General features: G+C 54.8%; 19 protein-coding genes and 1 tRNA gene. 15 read left to right on the top strand and 5 right to left on the bottom strand.

All coding sequences use genetic code 11. The features are described from left to right. Positions 1–95 precede the first annotated feature (95 nt). On the top strand, positions 96–3392 hold the full coding sequence (locus ACKPCT_RS14730) for a type I restriction endonuclease subunit R (protein ID WP_319567271.1): 3297 nt from the start codon (positions 96–98) through the stop codon (positions 3390–3392). After that, a complete protein-coding gene (locus ACKPCT_RS14725; protein WP_319567270.1) occupies positions 3379–4131 on the top strand; it encodes a M48 family metallopeptidase in 753 nt (250 codons plus the stop codon). The genes ACKPCT_RS14730 and ACKPCT_RS14725 overlap by 14 nt, the downstream gene beginning before the upstream one ends. 3 nt (positions 4132–4134) lie before the next feature. On the opposite strand, the gene ACKPCT_RS14720 is transcribed toward ACKPCT_RS14725, so the two are convergent. The 3 genes from ACKPCT_RS14720 to ACKPCT_RS14710 all read right to left on the bottom strand — a co-directional run bounded on the left by ACKPCT_RS14720 (position 4135) and on the right by ACKPCT_RS14710 (position 5912). Further along, entirely contained in the window at positions 4135–4785 is a 651-nt protein-coding gene (locus ACKPCT_RS14720) for a hypothetical protein (protein ID WP_319567269.1), read from the bottom strand. Between the two features lie 261 nt (positions 4786–5046). Further along, a tRNA-Ala gene (locus ACKPCT_RS14715) sits at positions 5047–5122 on the bottom strand. 406 nt (positions 5123–5528) lie between these two features. Continuing rightward, positions 5529–5912 carry a TIGR02300 family protein gene (locus ACKPCT_RS14710; protein ID WP_090069690.1) on the bottom strand — a complete coding sequence of 128 codons (384 nt, stop codon included), beginning with the start codon at positions 5910–5912 and terminating at the stop codon, positions 5529–5531. A 256-nt stretch (positions 5913–6168) separates the two neighbouring features. Between ACKPCT_RS14710 and aroA the strand changes: the two genes are divergently transcribed. The 13 genes from aroA (at position 6169) to ACKPCT_RS14645 (ending at position 19670) form a co-directional block, all read left to right on the top strand. Then, a complete protein-coding gene (aroA, locus tag ACKPCT_RS14705) occupies positions 6169–7506 on the top strand; it encodes a 3-phosphoshikimate 1-carboxyvinyltransferase (RefSeq protein WP_090070389.1) in 1338 nt (445 codons plus the stop codon). Between the two features lie 5 nt (positions 7507–7511). Continuing rightward, on the top strand, positions 7512–8267 hold the full coding sequence (locus ACKPCT_RS14700) for a helical backbone metal receptor (RefSeq protein ID WP_319567268.1): 756 nt from the start codon (positions 7512–7514) through the stop codon (positions 8265–8267). Positions 8268–8349: 82 nt separating this feature from the next. Next, on the top strand, positions 8350–8976 hold the full coding sequence (cmk, locus tag ACKPCT_RS14695; RefSeq protein ID WP_090069694.1) for a (d)CMP kinase: 627 nt from the start codon (positions 8350–8352) through the stop codon (positions 8974–8976). A 333-nt stretch (positions 8977–9309) separates the two neighbouring features. Beyond that, on the top strand, positions 9310–11007 hold the full coding sequence (gene rpsA / locus ACKPCT_RS14690) for a 30S ribosomal protein S1 (protein WP_090070391.1): 1698 nt from the start codon (positions 9310–9312) through the stop codon (positions 11005–11007). A 180-nt stretch (positions 11008–11187) separates the two neighbouring features. Then, positions 11188–12153, top strand: coding sequence for a signal peptide peptidase SppA (gene sppA, locus ACKPCT_RS14685; RefSeq protein ID WP_090069697.1), 966 nt, complete (start codon positions 11188–11190; stop codon positions 12151–12153). Between the two features lie 84 nt (positions 12154–12237). Further along, entirely contained in the window at positions 12238–12531 is a 294-nt protein-coding gene (locus ACKPCT_RS14680) for an integration host factor subunit beta (RefSeq protein ID WP_090069699.1), read from the top strand. A gap of 32 nt (positions 12532–12563) precedes the next feature. Next, positions 12564–12953, top strand: coding sequence for a lipopolysaccharide assembly protein LapA domain-containing protein (locus tag ACKPCT_RS14675; RefSeq protein ID WP_090069702.1), 390 nt, complete (start codon positions 12564–12566; stop codon positions 12951–12953). Positions 12954–13154: 201 nt separating this feature from the next. Beyond that, positions 13155–13808: a phosphoribosylanthranilate isomerase gene (locus tag ACKPCT_RS14670; RefSeq protein ID WP_090069704.1), complete on the top strand. Its 654-nt coding sequence runs from the start codon at positions 13155–13157 to the stop codon at positions 13806–13808. 44 nt (positions 13809–13852) lie between these two features. Continuing rightward, positions 13853–15085: a tryptophan synthase subunit beta gene (trpB, locus tag ACKPCT_RS14665; RefSeq protein ID WP_319567267.1), complete on the top strand. Its 1233-nt coding sequence runs from the start codon at positions 13853–13855 to the stop codon at positions 15083–15085. Positions 15086–15103: 18 nt separating this feature from the next. Next, positions 15104–15934 carry a tryptophan synthase subunit alpha gene (trpA, locus tag ACKPCT_RS14660; protein WP_090069708.1) on the top strand — a complete coding sequence of 277 codons (831 nt, stop codon included), beginning with the start codon at positions 15104–15106 and terminating at the stop codon, positions 15932–15934. Between the two features lie 380 nt (positions 15935–16314). After that, positions 16315–17361 (top strand): acetyl-CoA carboxylase, carboxyltransferase subunit beta, encoded by a 1047-nt coding sequence (accD, locus tag ACKPCT_RS14655; protein ID WP_319567266.1) that lies wholly within the window; start codon positions 16315–16317, stop codon positions 17359–17361. A gap of 233 nt (positions 17362–17594) precedes the next feature. Further along, positions 17595–18905 carry a bifunctional folylpolyglutamate synthase/dihydrofolate synthase gene (locus ACKPCT_RS14650; protein ID WP_319567265.1) on the top strand — a complete coding sequence of 437 codons (1311 nt, stop codon included), beginning with the start codon at positions 17595–17597 and terminating at the stop codon, positions 18903–18905. A gap of 609 nt (positions 18906–19514) precedes the next feature. Then, positions 19515–19670: a DUF1127 domain-containing protein gene (locus tag ACKPCT_RS14645; RefSeq protein WP_394704683.1), complete on the top strand. Its 156-nt coding sequence runs from the start codon at positions 19515–19517 to the stop codon at positions 19668–19670. A gap of 323 nt (positions 19671–19993) precedes the next feature. Here ACKPCT_RS14645 and trxA read toward each other — a convergent pair whose 3' ends face one another. Together trxA and addA are read right to left on the bottom strand one after the other, a co-directional pair. Then, positions 19994–20311 carry a thioredoxin gene (gene trxA, locus ACKPCT_RS14640; protein ID WP_319515538.1) on the bottom strand — a complete coding sequence of 106 codons (318 nt, stop codon included), beginning with the start codon at positions 20309–20311 and terminating at the stop codon, positions 19994–19996. Between the two features lie 130 nt (positions 20312–20441). Further along, the gene (gene addA, locus ACKPCT_RS14635) at positions 20442–24002 is read right to left on the bottom strand and encodes a double-strand break repair helicase AddA (protein WP_319567264.1); all 3561 of its coding nucleotides are present in this window, start codon (positions 24000–24002) and stop codon (positions 20442–20444) included. Positions 24003–24004 lie beyond the last annotated feature (2 nt).

The following is a 24004-nucleotide window of genomic DNA, read 5'->3' as shown; positions in this document are numbered from 1 at the left end:
CTTGCTCTTGGCTGCTCTGATGTGCTGACATGGCGACAACTTAAGGTCGATCAGCCGACCCGTGCCTAATAGTCAGATCATTGCCCGAGGTCGCCATGCTCGATCAGCCCACGCCCATCACCACCGAAGAAGCTGCCTCGAAGATTCCTGCGCTGGCGCTGCTGATCAATATGGGCTGGGCCTATGTCTCCGCCGAAGACTGCTTTGCCCGGCGCGGCTCCAACCGAGCGGTGCTGCTGGAGGACAGCTTTCACGCTTGGCTCGATGCCTACCGCTTCGACTATCGCGGCAAGCTCTACCCTCTGTCCGATGATGGCAAGGCGCAGGTGATGAAGGGAGTCACCAATCTCGGGCTTGCACAAGGCTTGGCCAAGGCCAACGAAGCGCTGCACACCATCCTCACCCTCGGCATCACCGTTTCCGAGTTCATGCCCGACGGTCACAAGCAGTCCGTTACCGTGTCTTTGGTGGATTGGCAGGACATCAGCGCCAACCGGTTCGAGGTGACTGAAGAGATGAGTGTCGAACGGCAGGGCCAGACGACAACCTATCGCCCGGACATTGTCGGCTTCGTCAACGGGTTGCCGCTGTTGATCATCGAAGCCAAGAAGGCCGTGACCGCTAGTAAAGACAAGATGGTGGAAGAGGCGATCTCTCAACACCTGCGTAATCAGATGCCCAATGGCATCCAGAGCCTTTATGCCTACGGTCAGGTCTTGATGGCACTCGCCGAAAGCCAGGCTCGATATGGCACCTCTGAGACCCCGCTGAAATTCTGGGCCGCCTGGCATGAGGAAGAAATCTCTGAGGCCGATATGCTGGCGATCAAGAACCTACCACTTGATGCGGCGCAGAAGTCGGCATTGTTGGCAGGGCTCCCGGCGAAGGTGAAGGCCCACCTTACAGCGCTATGGTCTGCCGATATGGCAATCACCGAACAGGATCGGCTGTTGATCGGCATCGCTAGGCCGGACCGACTGCTGGAGTTCGTTCGCTACTTCCTGCTGTTTGACAGTAAAGTGGGCAAGATCGCGGCTCGGTATCAGCAGTTTTTCGGCGTTCGCGCCATGCTGGCCCAGGTACAGCAGCGCGACGAGAAAAGTGCCTCAGGCAAGAAACGCAAGGGCGGCATCATCTGGCACACCACCGGCTCGGGCAAGAGCTACACCATGGTGTTCCTCTGCCGCGCCCTGTTGCATAACCCAGACCTTGCCAAATGCCGATTGCTCATCGTGCTCGACCGCACAGACCTTGAGAAGCAGCTGGCGGCCACCTTCCGGTCTGGTGGTGCTTTCGGTTCGGCTATTGCGACCAAGAAGGAAGGCGAGAAGGCCAGGGCCGAAAGCGGACAGGATCTTGCAAAGCGGATCGGGGCAGGAACCGACCGGATCATCTTCACCCTGCTGCAGAAGTTCAACTCGGCCACCAAATACCCCGAGTGCAAGAATGACAGCGAGGACATGATCGTGCTGGTGGATGAAGGCCACCGCAGCCAGGGCGGCGAGAACCACGAGCGGATGCAACTTGCTCTGCCCAATGCCGCGTTCATCGCCTTCACTGGGACGCCGCTGCTCAAAGAGCGCAAGACCGAGAACAAATTCGGCAAGATCCTTCACGCCTACACCATGCGCGAGGCTGTGGATGATGGCACCGTGACACCTCTTCTCTATGAAGAGCGCCAGCCACAGCTCGATATCAATGACAGAGCCATCGATAGCTGGTTCGATAAATATACCGAAACTCTGACCGACGAGCAGAAAGCCGATCTCAAACGCAAATTCTCCTCCAAAGGCCAGGTCTATGGCGCAGAACAACGCATCCAGTTGATCGCCTATGACATCGCCACGCACTTCTGCGACAGCTTCAAGGACATCGGCCTCAAGGGGCAGTTGGCGACGGACAGCAAGCTCTCGGCCATCCGCTACAAGAAGGCACTGGATGAAACGGGTCTTGTGACGTCTGCGGTGATCATCTCGACACCTGACACCCGCGAAGGCCATGAAGACACGAACGCCGCCAATGCGCCCGAAGTGCAGACCTGGTGGGCGGACAATGTCGGCAATGACGCAGATGCCTATGAAGAAGCGGTGATCTCAGGCTTCTCGTTGGTTGGACCGCCGAACATCCTGATTGTGGTCGACAAGCTGCTCACCGGTTTCGATGAACCGCGCAACGCTGTGCTCTACATCGACAAAGACCTCAAGCAGCATAACCTGCTTCAGGCCGTCGCCCGTGTGAACCGACTGCACGAGGACAAGAAATTCGGCTATCTGGTTGACTATCGTGGCATCCTTAAGGAACTCGACACCTCACTGCACGACTATCAGATGTTGGCAAACGAGACCCGAGACGGGTATGACCCCGAAGATCTCGAAGGCATCTATGCCAATGTCAGCACCGAATATCTCGAGCTGCCGAAACTGCACCGGGAGCTTTGGGCTTTGTTCGCGGACGTGGAGAACAAGGCAGACAAGGAGCAATTCCGCCGCCTCCTTGTGCCGAAGATGGTGACAGAAGACGGGATGAGCTTTGACGCCAATCTCAAGTTCCGAGAAGACTTCTATGCGGCACTGACCAACTTCGGCATGTGCCTGAAGCTGGCCACCTCGACCCGCGCTTTCTTCGAGGACCCAGGGTTTGATGAGGTGAAGCTGAACCGCTACAAGGAAGACCTAAAATTCTTCATGGGGATCCGGCAACAGGCCCGAGCGGATGCCATGGAGACCGTGGATTTCTCGAAATATGAGAAGCAGATCCGCAATCTTCTTGATCGCCAAGTCACTGGAGTGAGCATCAAGGACCCCGAGGGCCTCATTCAGGTCGGCGGGAATCCGGGCGACAACTCCCCAGATCCTGAAGACTGGAGCGATGAGAAGAAGAAGAACGAGGCCGATCTCATCCGTACCCGTGTCACCCAAAGCATCGAGGTGGATCTTGCTGATGATCCCTATGCCCAGGCAGTCTTCTCGGAGCTATTGCGGGAAGCCATTGCAGAAGCCGAAGCCATGTTCGATTTCCCTGGCAAGCAATATGATTTGTTCAAGGATCTTGAAGAGCAGGTGAAGGGCGGCGCTACGGCTGACATCCCTGAGGCAATCAAGGGAAATCGTCACGTTCGGGCTTACTTTGGTATTTTCAAACAGCAGGTTGATCCGGTTCGCTTCGAGGAACTTGGGGAAGAGCATTTCATTGCCGAGGCCCAACTGGTCGATGGTGTGGTGATGAATGCCATTGCCGCCAATTCACTGAGCCAGGAAGACATCATGAATGACATTTATAAGGCTCTTGTGCCGAAATTCTTCGAGACCTATGGTGATCTTGCCATTGCTAATACGTTGATCTCCGCGATCCAGGATAAGGTGAGAGCAGGGGCCACCAATGGCAGCTTCTGAAGAAGCCGAACCAGAGCGCCATCTGCTTGTCTATGGTGACACGAGGCTGCCTTACGTTGTTCTCCGCGAAGATCGCCCTTCAGGCAAGATCGCCATCAATGTTGAGCCCGATGGAACCGTTCAAGTACTAGCCAGTGCTGGGGCATCCCTTGCGGCTATCCAGAAGGCGGTTCAGTCCAAGGCCCGTTGGATCTCCGATAATGTGGTTCAAGCGCAGGAACGGCGCAGCAATGTTCTCAAACGTGAATATGTGAGCGGAGAGGAGATCTTCTATCTTGGCCGACGCTATCAGCTCAAACTGATTGATACCCCAAAGGCAGAGCGGAGAACGCGCCTCTATCGTGGCAGTCTGGAGATTTTTACTGAGACCAGAGATACCGACACCATTCGGGTAAGGATACGAGCCTGGCACAAGTTCCGAGCCCAGCAGATATTCTCCAACGGCATCAAAGAGATTTCCGAGAAGCTGCCCTGGATCGACACCCCACCCAAGTTCGAACTTCTTGAGATGCAGAAACGATGGGGAAGCTGCGCAACAGACGGCATCCTTCGACTGCATCCATTTCTGGTTCGAGCGCCCCGCGATTGCATCGATCATGTCCTCCTGCACGAGCTTTGCCATCTCAAGGAGCACAATCACAGCAAGGCTTTTTACGATCTGCTAGACCGTTACCAACCCGGCTGGCAACCCATCAAGGCCAAGCTTGATGATTGGGCCGAGGTGTTGCTCAACGAGTAGTGGTCATTGAGCCTGTCGTGGGGCCTTCTGAGCGGTCTTACATATGTGGTTGAATTTGCGGATGAACGCATCTTGACGGTCTTTCGAAGTCTTGATCTCTTCAACATACTTGTCGATGTATGTCTCGATGATCCTATGGAACGAGTCGCGGTTAAGAGTTTTCGTATCATGATCAACGGGGAGTAAGCCGACATTCCGAATGCGCCAGCCACCCTTAGATTGTGCTTCATGTAGAAGGCCACACCTTATCGAGCTATAAAACTCCTCTGCTTGTTTCCTGCTGAAAGATTCTGAGAATGGTGGAGTATTTCGAAGAAAGTCGACAAACAGTTTGCGGCTATCGTTGTACTCGTGTTTTGCGTTGTCAGGCTCGTGGAACTCATAGATTGCTCCCTTTCTCAGTGCCGCTAGGAACTCAATGAGCGCACATTGGATCGTGACAATCGCGAAGCCCTCTCCCTCTCCATCGCCATTCTGAAGGTTGCCAATGGGATTGAGATACCGCTTTCGAACTCGCTCCTTAAAGAAGTCATTCACCGCCTTCTGCCAATCATCAGCGGAGGCAGCATTTCCTTTCAGAAGCTCTTCTCTCGTAAACCAGTCTTCGGTGGTCAAGTCACCCGCTATACGCGGTGCACCATCAGAACAACCCATGTGCTTTACTCCTGATTGCGATTCCAAAATGTCATTGCTGGGAGCTTAGGCTCTGCAATGTCAAAGTGACAACGCTGAATTGATGCGATCCTAGAAATGCATCTAGAGGGTTCTGGCAATAAGTTAGGGGAGTGCTCTGGAAGTGGCGATGCGGTTTCCACAGGTGGGTACGCAATCTGGGTACGAACATGGGTACGCAGCCAAAATTCACATCCATCTAAAGGATTGATAATGCTGGGAAAATTCAAATAAGGGAAGAAATGGTGGAGCTAAGCGGGATCGAACCGCTGACCTCGTGAATGCCATTCACGCGCTCTCCCAACTGAGCTATAGCCCCACATCAAAGCGTCATATTCGCTTCGTGGTGAAGCGGAACATATTGAAGCGTTTAGGTGAAATCAATCCCCATTCTCATGAAAATGTGGATTCTTTCCCCAGATAGATGATGTCTTTCTCAAAGGCTGGTCCCAAAGGCCAATTGGCGGTGCCTGAAAGGCAATGAGAGGGGCATTATATGGGCTGACAAACATTTGGCTTCGGCGGTTGGCGAGGGGACAGGAGCAAAATTCCAACAAGGATCTATAAGGGCCGATGGCCTCCGCCCAAGACGGGATAAAGAAAAAGCGCAGCGGTTTCCGGCTGCGCTTTGTATTTGATATAAGAAGATTGCCGCCGCGAAGGATCGGACAATACGCATGCTCTTCACAAAGGGCCATAAGCCACCTGAAAAGAGCGCGTATTGATTACTCGTCGTCTTCGTTTGGCACTGCCACGTCGAGGCCGATCGCATCGAGGGCTTCTTCGTCTTCTTCGTCGTCAAGGAAGACATCAGCGTCATCGCTGTTATCGTCGTCGTCGAGATCCGGCACATCGATATCAGAAGCCTGTTCAGCGTCAGCATCTTCAAGGGAGATGACTTCCGCATCACCATCGTCGTCCGAAGCCGCGGTGGTTGCTACAACTTCTTCTTCTTTTTCATCGACCTCAGCCACTTCAGCAGCCAATGGTTTGGCCAATTCGTAAATCGTCCCGCATTTGGGACAAACGATCGGGTCGCGGTTAAGGTCGTAATATTTAGCGCCGCAATCTGCACAGACGCGTTTGGTTCCAAGTTCTGGTCGTGCCACAGCTTTGCCTCTTCACCTAGCAAGGTTTTCGATTCTAAGATTTGACCAACTCCATTAGCTAACCTTATGCGGCCTGTCAAAAGCTAAAAGTCGAAAACAGAGTCAATTTACTCTTTTCTTCCGAAGTTGGCGTGACGTAGTGGGCAATATGGTGTAAGTCGGGTTCCGTTTCAACGAAGAAATGGCCTTGCAGGATTGCTTTATTATGCGCAATTCTGCCAAAAGGCCCAGTATAGAAATCAAGCAAGGGGTGAGAATGGCTCACGACAGCACCAACTTGTCTCCGCTTGCCGCGCGCAAGTGTTCAGGCCTTCGCGGTCATTTGCGTGTACCGGGTGACAAATCCATATCGCACAGGGCTCTGATCTTTGGCGCTCTGGCCCGCGGAGAAACGCAAATTCACGGCTTGCTTGAATCCGAGGATGTGCTCAATACGGCCAAGGCCATGGCAGCCTTCGGCGCCACTGTGCGCAAAGATGATGAAGATGTCTGGTATGTCGAGGGGCTCGGCACGGGCTCTTTGGTAGAGCCGACCGGTGTGCTTGATTTCGGCAATTCCGGTACAGGTGCGCGCCTCGTTATGGGGATTGCCGGCGCCCATGCCTTTGCGACGACTTTTATGGGGGATGCATCCCTCTCCAGCCGCCCGATGGGGCGTGTGCTCAATCCTTTGCGCGAGATGGGTGTCGAGGTTCTGAGCCGCTCTGGTGATCGCCTGCCACTGACACTGAAAGGGGCCGATCCGGCCCAGCCCATTACCTATCGCGTGCCCATGGCATCAGCGCAGGTGAAAAGCTGCGTCTTGCTGGCCGGTCTCAATATGGCTGGCACCACAAGGGTGATCGAACCGGTCAAGACCCGTGATCATACCGAGAAGATGCTGCGCGGCTTTGGCGCAACGCTCGGCGAAGAGATGAATGACGCGGGCGAGACTGTTCTGACGATTGAAGGTCTGCAAGAGCTGACCGCACAGGACGTCACCGTACCGGGTGATCCGTCTTCGGCTGCCTTTCCGATTGTGGCTGCCCTGATAACGCCGGGCTCGGAGCTGGTCATTGAAGACATTCTGCTCAACGAGACCCGCACTGGCCTCATTACCACATTGCTGGAAATGGGCGCGGATATCACCATCGAGAATGAACGCAACAGTGGTGGCGAGCGCATTGGCGATATTCGCGTGCGCAGCTCTGCGCTGAAAGGTGTAACGGTGCCTGCAGCACGCGCGCCTTCCATGATTGATGAATATCCGGTGCTGAGTGTGGCGGCTGCCTATGCCGAAGGGGAAACCCGCATGGAAGGCCTGGAAGAATTACGCGTCAAGGAAAGCGACCGGCTGGCAGCCGTTGCCGCAGGGCTTGAAGCCAATGGCGTGCCTTTCGAAGAAGGCAAGGATTATCTTGTCGTGAGGGGTGGGGGCACCATTGCGGGTGGAGGCCGGGTGATCACTCACTTGGATCACCGCATCGCCATGAGCTTCCTTGTCCTCGGGCTGGGGGCAGAAAAACCGGTGACCGTTGATGACGCTGCCATCATCAATACATCTTTCCCCGGCTTTGCCGATCTCATGGAAGCGCTTGGCGCAGAGTTTGAATAGAGCCGATGCTTGCGACACCAAAGCGCGTGATCTCTCTTGTCCCCAGCTGGACGGAAACCCTGCTGGCAGCCGGTATCATGCTGGTCGGACGCACGCGCTTCTGTATACACCCTCAGAAGACGGTCGCCGACATTCCCGTCGTCGGGGGCACCAAGGACTGGAACTGGGATAAGCTTTTGGCCACAAAGCCGGATCTGATCCTGCTGGACAGGGAAGAGAATGCCCGCTTCATGGGCGAGCAGACGGACATTCCCTGTCATGTCACCCATGTCACGTCGCTGGAAGACATGGCGGCGACCTTCGCCGATCTGGCAAGCCTGCTGGCCAATGATAAATTGCAGCAGATGGCCGAACGGTGCCACACACTATTGAGTCTTCAGAAGAAGCCATGGCAACCGGAAACCCCTTTGCCTGCATTGATGGAATGGGGGCGGCAGCCCGTGCGACCACCGGAAAAAATTCTCTATCTCATTTGGCGCAAACCATGGATGGCTGTCAGCCGGGAGTGTTTCATCGGTGATAGCCTTTCACGCCTTGGCGTCGAGATTACGCATTTTGATGAAAGATATCCCGTGATCGATCTCGATGCTTTCGATCCGGAAACGACTCTCCTATTGTGCGCCTCAGAACCCTATCCGTTTCATGCCAAGAAGCAGCTCTTGGCTGAGTTGCCCTTTGCCCACGCCTTCGTCGATGGCGAGTGGCTCAGTTGGTATGGCATCCGGAGCCTTGAGTTTCTGGAACGCGAATTGGGTCGCTAAGGAAGAATTCGGCGCGACATCCCGCACCGCCGGATCAAAGAGAAAAGACGTGAGACAAGACTGTTAAGGAGTGGACTGTCCAATGATCATCGCAATTGATGGCCCCGCAGCCTCTGGCAAAGGCACCATGGCGCGCAGATTGGCGGAGCATTTCAAGTTGCCGCATCTGGATACGGGGCTGACATTCCGGGCTGTGGCGCATGCGCTTGTTGTTGCGGATAAACCGCTTGATGACGAAGATGTGGCTGAAGCGGCCGCGCGCGGGCTGGATCTTGGGGCGTTGGATCGCTCGGTGCTCTCGGCCCATGCCATTGGCGAGGCAGCCTCCAAGGTAGCTGTGATGCCGCGCGTGCGTCAGGCGCTTCTGGAAGCCCAGCGCAGCTTTGCGAGCCGACCGGGAGGGGCCATTCTGGACGGGCGCGATATCGGCACTGTCGTTTGCCCTGATGCGGACGTGAAGCTGTTTGTCACCGCCAGCGCAGAAGAACGCGCCCAGCGCCGCACCGATGAGATTCTGGCCAAGGGCGAGCAGGCGGACTATGCGCAGATCCTTGCTGATGTGAAAAAACGGGATGAACGCGACCAGAACAGAGCTGTGGCTCCCCTTGTGCCTGCGGCAGATGCCCACTTGCTTGATACAACAAAATTGGATATAGAAGGCGCATTCCAGCAAGCTGTTAGGATTGTTGAGGAAAGCCAGATAAAATAAAAGAGTGGCAATCAATCTTTGATTGTTGCCCTTTTTGCTATGCGCTCACTTGCATAATTCCGGTTATTTCTTATGTCTTTCAGTCTGTTACGTTGGGGGATGTTACAGGCGGATTGTGCTTTTTCAGTTTTCTCTGTTTTCAGACCTTGACGGGCATCCTTGCGGAATGCCTTTAAAATTGCGCTCCCTACCGACCGCATACGCGCCGGACCACTCCTTTATCACAAAGGGTGGACTTGTCCTTAAGTTGGACATGGTCGGGAAAAGAGCATGGTGAAACACGAACCAATTGGCGCGAAGAGCCCCGAAAAATGGGGTTATTTAGGAGTTTTTATGAGCGATCTTAATCCGTCCATGGAAGATTTTGCCGCCCTTCTCGATGAGTCCTTCAGCGAAACCTCACCTCATGAAGGTGCGGTTATCAAAGGGACCGTCGTCGGCATCGAAAAAGACATGGCTATCATCGATGTTGGCTTGAAAGTTGAAGGCCGCGTAGCACTGAAGGAGTTTGGTGCTCAGGCAAAAGACGGTGGTCTTGAGATTGGCTCCGAGGTTGAAGTCTACCTCGAGCGTATCGAAAATGCGATGGGCGAAGCTGTTCTGTCTCGCGACAAAGCCCGCCGCGAAGAAAGCTGGGGCAAGCTGGAAAAAGCGTTCGAAGCAGAAGAAAAAGTTACTGGTACCATCTTCAACCAGGTCAAAGGCGGCTTCACCGTCGATCTGGATGGCGCCGTTGCCTTCCTGCCTCGCTCTCAGGTGGATATCCGTCCGGTTCGCGACGTGACCCCTCTGATGCACACGCCACAGCCTTTCCAGATCCTGAAAATGGACAAACGTCGCGGCAACATCGTTGTTTCCCGTCGTGTTATTCTGGAAGAAACACGCGCAGAACTGCGCACCGAACTGGTTCAGAACCTCAAAGAGGGTCAGACCGTCGAGGGTGTTGTCAAAAACATCACCGATTATGGTGCATTCGTGGATCTGGGCGGCATCGACGGCCTGCTGCATGTCACCGACATTGCATGGCGTCGTATCAACCATCCGAGCGAAGTTCTGTCTATTGGCCAGACGGTCAAGGTTCAGATCGTTCGCGTCAACCAGGAAACACATCGTATTTCTCTGGGCATGAAGCAGCTTGAAGTTGACCCATGGTCTGAAATCGAGCAGCGTTACCCAGTGGGCGAGAAATTCACCGGCCGTGTGACCAACATCACCGACTATGGTGCATTCCTCGAACTGGAACCAGGCATCGAAGGCCTGATCCACGTTTCCGAAATGTCCTGGACCAAGAAAAACGTTCATCCGGGCAAAATCGTTTCTACCTCTCAGGAAGTAGAAGTGATGATCCTGGAAGTCGATCCTGTAAAACGCCGCGTGTCTCTGGGCCTGAAACAGACCCTCGACAACCCATGGGCTGTTTTTGCAGAAAACAATCCAGCTGGCACCGTCGTCGAAGGCGAAGTGAAGAACAAGACCGAATTCGGTCTCTTCATCGGTCTGGAAGGCGAAGTCGACGGCATGGTTCATCTGTCCGATCTGGACTGGAACCGTCCTGGCGAGCAGGTTCTGGAAGAATTCAACAAGGGCGACGTTGTCAAAGCCGTCATCCTCGATGTGGATGTCGACAAAGAACGTATTTCCCTGGGTATCAAGCAGCTTGAATCCGATCCGTTCGAAGACGCTTCTGGTGAAATGAAACGCGGTGCAATTGTCTCCTGCGAAATCACCGAAGTGAAAGAAAACGGTCTGGAAGTCAAGGTTGTCGGTTCCGACATGACTGCCTTCATCCGTCGTGCCGATCTGGCCCGTGACCGCGCTGACCAGCGCACCGACCGCTTCCAGGTTGGTGAAACGGTTGACGCTCGCATCACCCAGTTCGACAAGAAAAACCGTAAACTCGGTGTTTCCATCAAGGCGCTTGAAGTTGCTGAAGAGAAAGAAGCCATTGCACAGTTCGGGTCTTCCGACGCTGGCGCTTCCCTCGGTGATATTCTGGGTGCAGCCCTTAAAGCACGCGGCGACGACGAATAAGTCGCTCTGCCTTAAAGGCCCTTGTCAATAAAACGGATGCCGCAGGTGATCTCGCCTGCGGCATTTTTTATTTGTTATTTCTTTTCAAACTCTTTTTCGATACGCAGGCTATATTGGCGTTGCAAAATATGTTTGCGCGGGTGATAAACCAAACAGGAACAGCTTGAGGAAATTACAACCATGGCTTTCGATATGGATCATTTGGTCGAGCGACGCAAGCTACGGCGCAAATTGTCGGTCTGGCGCATAGTGGCCGTGCTGGCGCTGATCATTCTGGTTGCTGCCGCATCGCTGAACTTTGTCGTTGATGAAGATAGCCTCTCCCACAAGAAAAGCCATATCGCCAAGATCGTTTTTTCCGGCACAATCATTGGTCAGGAACGCAAGCTCAAGCTGATCCGGCAGCTTGAAAAAAACGACAGCGTCAAGGGCGTCATCGTTTCCATCAATAGCCCCGGCGGGGCAACCTCGGGCGGTGAAGCGATCTACAACGCCCTCAAGCAGCTGGGCGAGAAAAAGCCAGTTGTTGCCAGTATGGATGCTTTGGCTGCATCCGCCGGTTACATCATCGCGTTGCCCGCTGAGCGCATTTTTGCAAGGCGCACCTCAATCACCGGCTCCATCGGTGTGCTGTTTCAATATACCGATCTTACCGGCCTGATGGATACCGTGGGCGTGAAGATGCGCAGCATCAAAAGCGCCCCGCTGAAGGCAGAGCCAAACCCGTTTTCCGGACAGAATCCCGAAGCCGAAGCGATGATCGCCAAAATGATTGATGATTCTTTCCAATGGTTTGTTGACCTTGTTGCGGAAAATCGTCCTTTTGACAGGCAAAGGGCACTGGAATTGGCCGATGGCCGAATTGTCACAGGTGGGCAAGCCGTTGATCTGCAGTTGGTGGATGAGCTAGGCGGTCCTGAAGAAGCGAAGAACTGGTTGATTCAAAACCATAATCTGGATAGTAATTTGCAATTGATCGAGTGGAAACCGGAACCGATCACCGAGAGTTTTCCATTTGGCTTTGCCAGCAAGATCGCTGCCAGCCTGCTTCCTCAACCAATTATTGACCTATTTGACCAACGAAATACCGCAGTGCAACTTGACGGACTGGTTTCAGTTTGGCAGGCTCAAAAAAACGAACAATAAGAGCATTTTACGCTTTTTATTACGTTGGGATCTGCTCGATAACGAATTCAAATCTGTAAGCGTAGCAATGAAGGGGAGCGGACGATGATCAAGTCCGAATTGGTACAACATATCGCAGAACAAAACCCGCATCTCTATCAGAGAGATGTCGAACATATTGTGAATGCCATTCTCGATGAGATTTCCGACGCTCTTGCGCGCGGTGATCGGGTCGAGCTGCGTGGCTTCGGCGCCTTCTCGGTCAAGAACCGGCCGGCGCGCATCGGCCGCAATCCGAGAACCGGTGAGAAGGTTCCGGTGGCTGAAAAATATGTTCCTTTCTTCAAAACGGGCAAGGAAATGCGCGAGCGTCTCAATGATGGGGACGGGAGCGAATAAGCCTGCCGATCAAGACTGGATATCTTTCGATTATGAAAATAATCAAACGCTTTTTGCAGCTCATTATTCTTGTGCCATTCGCCATTATCGCCATTTCTCTGGCGGTGGCAAACCGCCACACTGTGCAGCTGGCTTTAGACCCGTTTTCTCCTGAACAGCCTGTTCTGGATTTTACGGTGCCGCTCTATGTGGTGATCTTTGGTGCGTTGCTGATTGGAATTTTCATCGGCGGGTTCATGGCATGGCTCAAACAGGGTCGCCACCGTAAAGCTGCGCGCGAGAAACGCTATGAGGCGCAAAAGTGGCGCAACGAAGCAGATCGCCAGCAAAAGCGCCTTGAAAAGATTGCCGCCGATCCAAAGAGCGACGTTCCGGCTTTGCCAGCAGCAGGGTCGACCGCCGTTACCAAAGTCGCGATGTAATCCGGACAGGTGTGCTGGTCGGTTCCTTTCTGGTTTGACCGGATGACCCGAGCCAGACTGATAGACGCAAAGCGATCTGACGAGAATTGATGCCAGCCTCAAGGGCTGGCATTTCTGTTTGGCCTCGACCCAAGAAGGGCTTTGATTTCCATAAGCTCCCGAACTGGTGATGACAAAGCCATTGCAACAAGAGGGTTCCCAATGTATGTAAAGATCTGTGGGCTATCGACGCCAGAGGCGATCGCAACAGGCCTGCAATGTGGTGCCAACTGGATTGGATTTGTTTTCTTTCCGAAAAGCCCGAGGCATGTGGATTATGGGAAAGCGAAGGAACTGGTGGGTTCGGTACGCGGCAAAGCGTCCATAGTAGCCCTCACTGTCAATGCGAGTGACGATGAGCTTGAGGCCATCGACCGGTCGATCGATCCTGATATCTGGCAATTGCACGGCTCCGAGACACCCGAGCGTGTCTTGGAGATCAAGGCACGGTTCAAACGCCCTGTCATGAAAGCCCTGCCCATTCGGGACGAAGCAGATCTTGCGCCCATTCCTGCCTATGAGGCTGTGTGCGATATCCTGCTGTTTGACGCCAAGCCACCCAAGGACATGAAGACAGATCTGCCCGGAGGCAACGGCATCACCTTTGACTGGCGCCTGATACAGAATCTCAAGCTCAAGAAACCATTCGTCCTGTCAGGGGGCCTTAATCCGGACAATGTCGCCGAGGCCATTCGCCTGACCCGCCCGCAAGGAGTTGATGTCTCCTCGGGCATTGAAAGCGCGCCGGGCGTTAAAGACCGGCAGAAAATCATGGATTTCGTCCATGCCGCCAAGGCCGCCGCTCAAGAGCTCTAGGGAATGCGGTCAGGCGTGGACAGCTTTTGAACAAGGAAGCACTAATGACTGACCCGACCACTCTGCCCAACAGCGTCAGCCAGGGCCCCGATGATCGCGGCTTTTTTGGCATTTACGGGGGACGCTTCGTCTCAGAAACCCTGATGCCGCTCATTCTGGATCTGGACAAGGCCTATAACGAAGCCAAGGAAGACCCCGAATTCCACAAGGAACTGGCCAAGCTGCATAAGGATTATGTCGGCCGCCAGAGCCCGCTCTATTTCGCAGAGCGCCTGACTGAGCATCTGGGTGGTGCGAAAATCTACCTCAAGCGCGAAGAGCTGAACCATACCGGCAGCCACAAGATCAACAATTGCCTTGGCCAGATTCTGCTGGCCAAACGCATGGGCAAGACCCGTATCATCGCCGAAACCGGCGCTGGCCAGCATGGTGTGGCAACGGCTACCGTCTGTGCCCGCTTCGGCTTCCCTTGCGAGGTCTATATGGGCGCGACCGATGTGGAGCGTCAGGCGCCGAACGTCTTCCGCATGAATCTGCTTGGCGGCGTGGTCCATCCCGTCACCGCAGGCGCGGGCACCCTCAAGGATGCCATGAACGAAGCCCTGCGCGACTGGGTCACCAACGTGGCCGACACCTATTACATCATTGGCACGGCGGCTGGCCCGCATCCATATCCCGCCATGGTGCGCGACTTCCAGTCGATCATCGGGCAGGAAACAAAAGAGCAGATGTTGGCTGCTGAAGGGCGCTTGCCGGATATGCTTTGTGCCTGCCTTGGTGGCGGCTCCAATGCCATCGGCCTCTTCCATCCGTTCCTCGATGACAAAGACGTGCAGATTGTCGGCGTCGAGGCGGCTGGTTACGGTCTTGATACCGATGAACATTGCGCCTCTCTTAATGCGGGCAAGCCCGGCGTTCTGCATGGCAACCGTACTTACCTACTGCAGGATGACGATGGCCAGATTCTGGAAGGGCATTCCATTTCCGCCGGTCTGGACTATCCGGGCATCGGGCCGGAGCATTCTTTCCTCAGGGATAGCGGCCGGGTCGAGTATGTCTCGGCTACCGACACTGAGGCCCTTGAGGCCTTCCAGCTGCTCTGCCAGACCGAGGGGATCATTCCTGCTCTTGAGAGCTCTCACGCCATTGCCGAAGTCATCAAACGGGCTCCGACCATGGACAAAGACCAGATTATCGTGGTGAACCTGTCCGGTCGTGGCGACAAGGATGTCAATACCGTGAGCAAGTTTCTCGGCAAGGGGTCCCTTGCGGAATAGGATGCAGGAGTAAGAGCAATGGAAAAAACACGCATTGATACCCGCTTTGCTGCCTGCAAGGCCGAAAATCGCGCAGCCCTCGTTGGCTTCATCACCGCAGGTGACCCGGATCTGGACACCTCGCTGGAAATCTTCAAGGCTCTGCCCAAGGCAGGCGTTGATGTGATCGAACTGGGCATGCCCTTTTCCGATCCGATGGCCGAAGGGGTTCCCATCCAACTGGCCACACAGCGGGCGCTGGCCGGTGGTCACACCATGGCCAAGACCTTCGACATGGTGCGCGCATTCCGTAAGGAAGACAATGAAACCCCGATCATCCTGATGGGCTATTACAACCCCATTTATGTGCGTGACCCGAAAGCCTTCGTAAAAGATGCCAAGGAAGCGGGCGTGGATGGCATGATCGTGGTCGATGTGCCGCCCGAGCATGACGATGAATTGTGCATTCCGGCTAGAGAGGCCGGGGTAAACTTCATCCGACTGGCAACCCCGACTACCGACGAAAAGCGCCTGCCCAAGGTGCTCGAAAACACCTCTGGCTTCGTTTATTACGTCTCGGTCACCGGCATTACGGGCACGGGCGCACTGGATGCCGACAAGGTGGCCATCGCCGTCAAGAGCATCAAGGATCATACCGATCTGCCGGTCGCTGTTGGCTTTGGCGTGAAAACCCCCGAGCAGGCCGAAGCCATTGGACGCAATGCCGATGGTGTGGTTGTTGGATCCGTACTGGTCAATGCCATCAAGGATAGCCTTGATGCTGACGGCAAGGCGACAGACAAGACTGTTTCTGCCGTGACCGATATCGTCAAGGGATTGGCAGACGGTTGCAAACGCGCCAAGGCTTAAGGTCTGGCACAATCAGAAGTAAGATGAAGCCCCGGCTCTGTCCGGGGCTTTTTCATGCGGCGCCATCAGTCCGTGTCATCGCCACAACCTTGTTAAGGGTGAGACAAAAAAAAGCTGTGCGTGACAAAATAGGGCGTGCCCTGACCACAATTGAGTGTTACTGCTGAGACCCCGATGCTTCCGGCCCGGACAAGATCACGAAAAGCATGGATTTTTGTTTCCGGGCGCAAGGGGCAGCGGCTCGTGTGGCAAGGCCTATACTAATATCGGGCCTTGAAACCATCAGATTGCATCCCCAGCTGCAATACGGTAAGACAGGGGAGCAAATATGGGGTTTGCCCCGTCAAGACTGTTTTAAGGCTCAAGTCAGGAATTGGTTCGTGAACTGGATTAACACTGTCGTTCGACCGAAAATTCGTTCGTTTTTGAATCGCCGGGATGTCCCGGAAAACCTTTGGATTAAAGATCCGGTCACCGGTGAAATGGTGTTCCATCGGGATCTCGAAAACAACCAGTATGTTGTTCCCAATTCCAACTTCCATATGCGGCTCAACGCTTCCCAGCGCTTCCAGTATTTGTTCGACAATGCGGACTATAGCCTTCTGGAAGCCCCTGAAGTTGTCGACGATCCGCTGAAATTCCGCGACATCAAACGCTATTCGGATCGCCTGAAGGAAGCCCGTTCCAAAACCGGCTACAAAGATGCTGTGCAAGTGGCGCAGGGCGATGTGGAAGGCCTGTTGCTGACAGCCGCCGTGCAGGACCCCAATTTCATGATTGGTACTCTGGGCATGGCTGCTGGCGAAGCGCTGATCAAGGGCATGATGAAGGCCGTGGAAGACAAAACGCCTTTCGTCCTCTTTTCCGCTTCCGGCGGCGCGCGCATGCAAGAGAGCATTCTGTCTCTGATGCAGATGCCGCGCGTAACCATTGCCGTTCAGGCGCTGCGCGAAGCTGGTCTGCCCTACATTGTCGTGTTGACCGACCCGACCACGGGCGGGGTAACCGCATCCTATGCCATGTTGGGTGATATCCATATTGCCGAGCCGGGGGCTCTTATCGGCTTTGCCGGTCAGCGTGTCATTGAGCAGACCATCCGCGAAAAGCTGCCAGAAGGGTTCCAGCGCGCCGAATATCTCAAGGATCATGGCATGGTGGACATGGTTGTCCATCGTCACGACCTCAAGAAGGTTATAGCGCGACTCTGCCGTTTCTTCACCAATACCGATGTGCCAGAAGATCTTGGCGAAGAGCTGACATCCGAACAGGTCGCCATCGAAAAGGCCATGGCTGACCTTCCGAATGCCAATCCGGAAGGAAGCGCCGAAGCATCCCCTGAAGCCGCATCTGAAAAGGCACCAGAAGACGGTGCCAGCGATGGGGAGAAGAAAGAAAAGTCAAAAGACACCGACAAGAAGGCTGATTGATCCTTCTGATCCTTGCTTGGCGTGGCGGGGTGAGCGGGGCCGGAGGGCGTTCGCAAGAGACCTGCCGACATATTATACCGGAGCATCCTGTTGTTGGAAAACGCGGGATGTTCTTGATTCGGGGCCACCGCTGCGTGGCCTGCTGTTTTTGAGGAATGACAGCATGAATGAGCTGTTGGCGCCAACGCCCGGTTCTCTTGCGGCTTCCCCGATCTGGATAGCGACATAAGACAATGACCGAACAGACAGAAGCCATTCTGGAACGCCTCGTTGGCCTCCATCCCAAAAGCATTGATCTGGAGGTGGGGCGCATCGAGCGGCTGTTGGCCGAGTTGGGTAATCCGCATCTTTCCTTGCCGCCAACCATCCATATCGCCGGAACCAATGGCAAAGGCTCGACCTCGGCTTTCCTGCGCGCGATGGCAGAAGCTGCGGGTAAGAAAGTGCATGTCTATACCTCACCGCATTTGGTGCATTTTCGCGAACGCATCCGGCTGGCGGGCACGCTGGTTTCCGACGAAATTCTGATCGATGCTCTGCGCCGCTGCGAAAAAGCCAACGATGGCGAGCCGATCACCTTTTTCGAGATTACGACCACTGCCGCTTTTCTTCTATTCTCTGAGCAACCTGCCGATCTGTTGATCCTGGAAGTGGGCCTTGGTGGCCGCTTTGATGCGACCAACGTTATCAAGGATGCGCTAGCGACCGTGATTACGCCGATCGCTCATGACCATGAAGGCTTTTTCGGTACCGAGATTTCCCGCATCGCTTGGGAAAAAGCAGGGATCATGAAAAAGGGCGTTCCGTCTATCTGGGCGCAGCAGGAAGAAGAGGTGCGTGCCGTTCTGGAAACCGAGGCAGCCAAGGTTGGGGCTCAGCCGCTCTCCATTGGCGGACAGGACTGGATGAGCTTTGAAGAGCATGGCAGTCTGATTTTTCAGGGGGAGAGTGGTTTGCTGGATCTGCCTATGCCGCGCCTGGGTGGGCGCCACCAGCTCTTCAATGCCGGAACGGCGATTGCTACGGTCCGTCAGGTTCTGCCGGGCATTACCGATGAGCAGATTGCCAAGGGCTTAACCTCGGTTGACTGGCCAGCACGTATGCAGCGGTTGACTTCGGGACATCTGTTCGATCAATTGCCTAAAGGGTCCGAGCTTTGGCTTGATGGTGGCCACAATCCCCACGCCGGTCTGGCTGTGGCTTCGGCCTTTGCAGATCTGGAAGAAAAGGCCCCGCGTTCTTTGCATATGGTCGTCGGTATGCTCAACACCAAAGATCCTGCGGGCTATTTCGCTCCTTTCAAGGGCCTGGCCAAAGATATCATTACCGTGCCCATCGAGGGCAATGATGCGGCGCTAGATCCGGTTGATCTGGCCCAGATCGCTCAGCAGGCGGGGATTCCCGCTTCGGCGGCAGGATCGGTTGAAGAGGCCTTCAAGCGCCTGACTCTGATGAACATGAAGCCAGCTCCGCGAATTCTGGTCTCCGGTTCGCTCTATCTGGCTGGCAATATTCTCAAGACCAACGGCACCCTGCCACAATAACAGTGACAATTTGCTCTGCCGTTTTGCTACGGCAGGGGGCAATTTGGGGCGCCCGGGGTTTTCCGGGCCTACCTGTTGTCTTTTGGTGTGCTTTCGCCATGCCATTGGTGCCAAAATTTCTGAAACTCTCCGCAAAGTGGCTAGCGATCAGCTCGAAGAGCTGTGTATTTAAATCGATATAAATTGATTTTGGAGGGCTGGCTGGGGGCAAATAAGTGCCCTTTTGCCTATCGTAAAGGGATATTTTGCACCGACAACACCGATTTCTCCCTCCAACAAGCCTTGCATTCTATGCAATGGAATCGAGCAGTGGAAACTACATAATCCCTTAGTAGTAAAAAGAGGAGTTTATAACGCATTGAAATATATAGATATTTTTTCTACAAATATTTAGACCGGTCAAAAATGCATAGCTATATTTTTAGATGATCTTGAATTGCATGATTGTCAAGACAGCTATGCAATCTTGTGGGGTGAAAATTTCGAAGCCATGTTCTATATACATAATCAAGAAAGCGATGAGGAACTTTAAAACGAGTTACAAATCAGACGCTTTCGGAAAAAAGCAGTTGAACACCTAATGCCACATAGCAACAAAGGATGACGACAATGATGAATACTGTTGTGAAGAACTACCGTCAGTGGCGCAACTACCGTGACACTGTTGAAGAACTGAACCGTTTGAGCACCCGCGATCTTAACGACTTGGGCATCTCCCGTTCAGACATCAGCGACATTGCACGCGAAGCTGCTACTGCAAAATAAAAAAGTCTTTCGCTGACGATCAAAAGTCCAAGCGAAAGCCACGAGTTTCTTAAGAATTCAGGCTTTACCTCCTCCCAAAGCCTGATCCGATCCAAAACTTCCTCCTCCCGGTTTTGGATCCTCCAACGAAGCCCACCGGACCTCCTCCCCCGGTGGGCTTTCGTTTGTCTGGCTTCCTGTTTTCCGATCTATTTAGTGCCAACCAGCGCCAATGTGCGTGGATCGCCATTTTTGCTCTCGGGCAAAAGTTGGCAAAAGGCAAAAAGAAAACCCGGCCAGAGCTGCTGACCGGGTTTTGCTATGTCTTGATTGTGCCGAAGTGATCAGGCGCCGGTTTCGATCCACTTGACCAGATCGGTTTTCGGTGCTGCGCCCACTTTCATGGCAACGGCTTCACCGCCCTTGAAGAGCAGGAGCGTTGGAATGGAGCGCACGCCATACTGGGCGGCCGTATTCGGGTTTTCGTCAACATTGACCTTGACGATTTTGACGTTGTCGGCTTTTTCCTTGGAGATTTCGTCCAGAATAGGCGCAATCATCTTGCACGGACCACACCATTCTGCCCAGAAATCAACAACAACAGGAACATCACCCTGAACATCCTGAGCGAAGGTTGCGTCGGTAGCATTTACGATAGCCATAGCTTGCCTCTTTTCAATGCGCCCCTTCCGAGCTCCACAAGCGAACGGATTCGGGCTAGTTTCTATCAATATTCATTGATAAGTGAATATTGTTCTGTTGCCCTGAAGGTAGGTATTCCCCTTTCTCTCGTCAAGGAGCAATAGGTCGATTGACGCCAATCTCGTCGAGCGCGGATTGCCGCAGAGCCTCTGGAATCGCCATTATGCTAGGCTCCGCGGTCCACAGCAATAGAGTTTCAACAGTCTTGCCCGGATAAAGGGGTGCCAATAGGTGGGCATAAAGGGCCATCTGTGTCCGGTAGGCGAGGGGGGCTTCCTCTGGAGAGTTAGGCACAAGACGATTCGTCTTGTAATCCACGATGGTGACAGTCTGTTCGCCCACCAATAGTCGGTCGATCTGGCCGGACACGGTATGGTCCTCGCCATTAACGCCGACCATGCCTGCAATAGAGACCTCGGCCAGGCCCTGCGGGCTGAACAGATCTACCAGCTCGGGGCGTGACAACAGCTGCAAAACCTCTTCCAGAATTACCTTGCGGCTCTGCAAGGGCATATCCTTGGCGACATGAGAAAGATAAGCAAGCCCTGCCTTTTGTCTTTCTGATTCAGAGACTTGCGGCAGATGCTCGATCAACGCATGGATGACGGTGCCCCGCCTGCGAGGCTCCCAGTCATGCACCAGACTGCGGCTTGGACCACTGGCTACAAGCTGCATGGCCCCCTGATCTCCTTCGATTTTCTCTGCGGCCTTCGAGGGCTGCAAGAAGGCCATCGGACTGGGCGGTTTGCTCGCTGGCTGCTTGATCCATACGGGCAGATCAGGCGCTTCCTTGCCGCCGGAGAGAGGCTTGGGATTGTCTGCTGGCCGCTCCTGAAACCGTCCTTCCAGATGCCAGCGATGGATGGAATCGCCGGTCACCGGATGGGGCACTTCTTCGAGATGATCAGAGAGAGCCCGTCGCGCCACTTCATACCAGCAATTCTCCGCTGGCCCGCGCACGCCTGCAAAACCGCAAAGATAAAGCCGATCCTCCGCGCGGGTCATGCCCACATAAAGCAGGCGCAAATATTCTTCCTCGGATTCCGCATCGAGCTTGCCAAGGCTAGAGGCAACAGGGGAAGGCTGGTTGGCTGCTGGCGCCTTCCACGCCATCATGGCAGGGCCTCCGTCAGCCGCTTCCAGCTCCACCAGATGCGGATGATGGCTGGCGCTGGCGGGCTTGCCGGTACCATCCACCAAAAAGACGATGGGTGCTTCAAGCCCCTTGGACCCATGCACCGTCATCACGCGGATCTGGCCTTCTGCGGCGCCCATATCGCGTTTGATTTCCGCACCGCCTTGCCGCATGGAGGCAAGGAAAGCTTGAAGGTTCGGAGTCTGCTTTTTCTCAAAATCCAGAGCGCGAGACAACAGCTCGTCAATCACCTCGTCAGCCTCTGGCCCAAGGCGTTCGATAAAGGCGCGGCGCTTGCCCTCCGGTCCCAGAATCTGGGCGAAGAAATCAAACGGAGGCTGGAAATCCACCTGCCCTTGCCAGCGGCTGAGATGGGCGAAAATCTCGACGAAATCCGCGTCTTGCGATGTCGTGCTATCAGCGCGTTTTCGCAAACAATCCCAGAGGCTTGTGTGGCGTCCCTCCGGTTCGTAAGCAAGGTCGAACAAGCGCTCGTCCGATAAGCCGAAAAGAGGGCTGCGCAACACGGCGGCAAGGGAAAGATCATCTTCGGGCAACAGCATCACGTCGCCCAGCGCCAGCAGATCCTGCACCGCGATATGATCGAGCAGAGCAAGGCGGTCTGCCCCTGCCACGGGCAAGCCGGCCTCCTTGAGTGCCCTGTTGACGGCAGTGACAAAAGCCCCGCGCTTGCGCACCAGAATAAGCACGTCTCCGGCCGAAATTTTCCGTCCGTTGCCTTCCAGATGTTGCCCGCTCTCCAGCCAATGGCGAATGGTCTTGGCGATGTCCTGCGCCAGCCTCACCTGTGGGTCGGCTTCGCCCTGCGCGTCTAGCGGCTTGGCCCAGTCCTCGTCCATTTCCTGCTCTATCGGCTCATGCAGTGGCCAGATTTCAACAAGACCGGGATCACGTCCGCGGATCGGCTCATGGTCGGTTCGTTCCTTGTCAGAAGAGAGTGCCTCGTAGGTGGCTGCGCTGGAAAAGACCTGATCGACCGATTTGAGCACATGGGGGGTCGAGCGGAAGGAGAGCCGCAATTTGATATCATGGAAAGGCTTGTCCGCCGCCTTTGCTCTTGTGCGGAAGAAATCGCGCATATAGGCGAACCATTTCGGTTCGGCTCCCTGAAAGGAATAGATGGATTGCTTTTCATCGCCTACCGCAAAGACGGTCCGGTTGACCTCGCGGGCGCTGTCTCCTGAGAAGAATTCTTCCCCCAACCGCTGGATGATTTCCCACTGATAAGGGTTGGTGTCCTGTGCCTCGTCCACCAGAATATGGTCAATGCCCTGATCAAGCTTATAATGCACCCATGCAGCCGCACGCACCGGACGGAGCATTTGCGCAGCCTTCATGATTAGATCTTCAAAATCCATCAGCCCGCGCGCCGCCTTGGCGCGCTGATAATAGCCGATCACCCCTTCGGCAAGTGTGAAAAGCGCCCGACTAACCTCCAGCGTGATGAGGGCATTGCGTTTGTCAAACAAGGCGTCCAACCGCATCTGCTCGCGCTCGATGGCGTCGACAAGGCCGAGATCGCCTTCCAGCATCTTTTTCGACGCGGTGTAGGAGAGGGACTTGGCCGCGCCATCCTTCTTGCGAAACAGCTCAAGCCAGAGCCGTGTCTGCTCACTGAGCGGTGGGTGGGCAAGAAGTCCCCGCATAAGGGACGCCTGCGCCTTGTCCCGTTTGCCACCGGTCTCGAACAGGGGAGCCAACTCTCCAAGATAATAGGCAGGGAAAAACGGACCGAACGGGATATCCGCTTCCAGCGCATCGATGCTGTCCGTTCCGGACAGCCCCAACGTCTGGGCGAGATTGGCAACCGCTGCGTCAAGCCCGGTTGAGCCTGCACCCGCTTCGGAGCTTTCGCCCCCTTCCATGAAGCGGCCAAACCCTTCCCGGTCATAGACCAGAGAAATGAGCGCATTCTGGATGTCCATATCGCCCATATGGTCCACCAGCAGCGTCAGGGCTGCACTCCATTGCGGGCGTGTTTGCAGCCGTGCGGCCCGCATGACATGAGCCAGTGCCGCCGCCTGAAGGTCGGCTGCCAGCTGGTCATCAAGAATCTCGAAATGCGCCGGAACATTGGCTTCCAGCGGAAACTGATGCAGCAGCCGTTCTGCGAAGGCATGGATGGTCTGGATTTTCAACCCGCCCGGCGTTTCCAATGCGCGAGCAAACAGGCGCCGTGCCCGCTGCAACTGGGCATCTGTGGGGCGCTTGCCATCCAGTTCGACGAGTTCAGCGCGCAGTTCGTCGTCGCTCAGCTCGGTCCAGCCGGCCAGCAGCTTGAACACGCGGTTCGACATTTCCGCCGCCGCCGCCTTGGTGAAGGTGAGGCATAGGATCTTGGAAGGTTCGGTGCCCGCCAGCAACAGCCGGATAACACGGCGGGCGAGCACGAAGGTCTTGCCCGAGCCCGCATTGGCGCTTACCCAGGCGGAATTTTCCGGGTCTGAGGCGCGGGCCTGAGCGTCTTTGGTTTCCTGCGGGATTTGCATTGCCATCT

This window comes from Cohaesibacter marisflavi (assembly GCF_963665895.2).
GTDB lineage: Bacteria > Pseudomonadota > Alphaproteobacteria > Rhizobiales > Cohaesibacteraceae > Cohaesibacter > Cohaesibacter marisflavi.
This window is presented reverse-complemented; position numbering and strand designations above follow the sequence as displayed.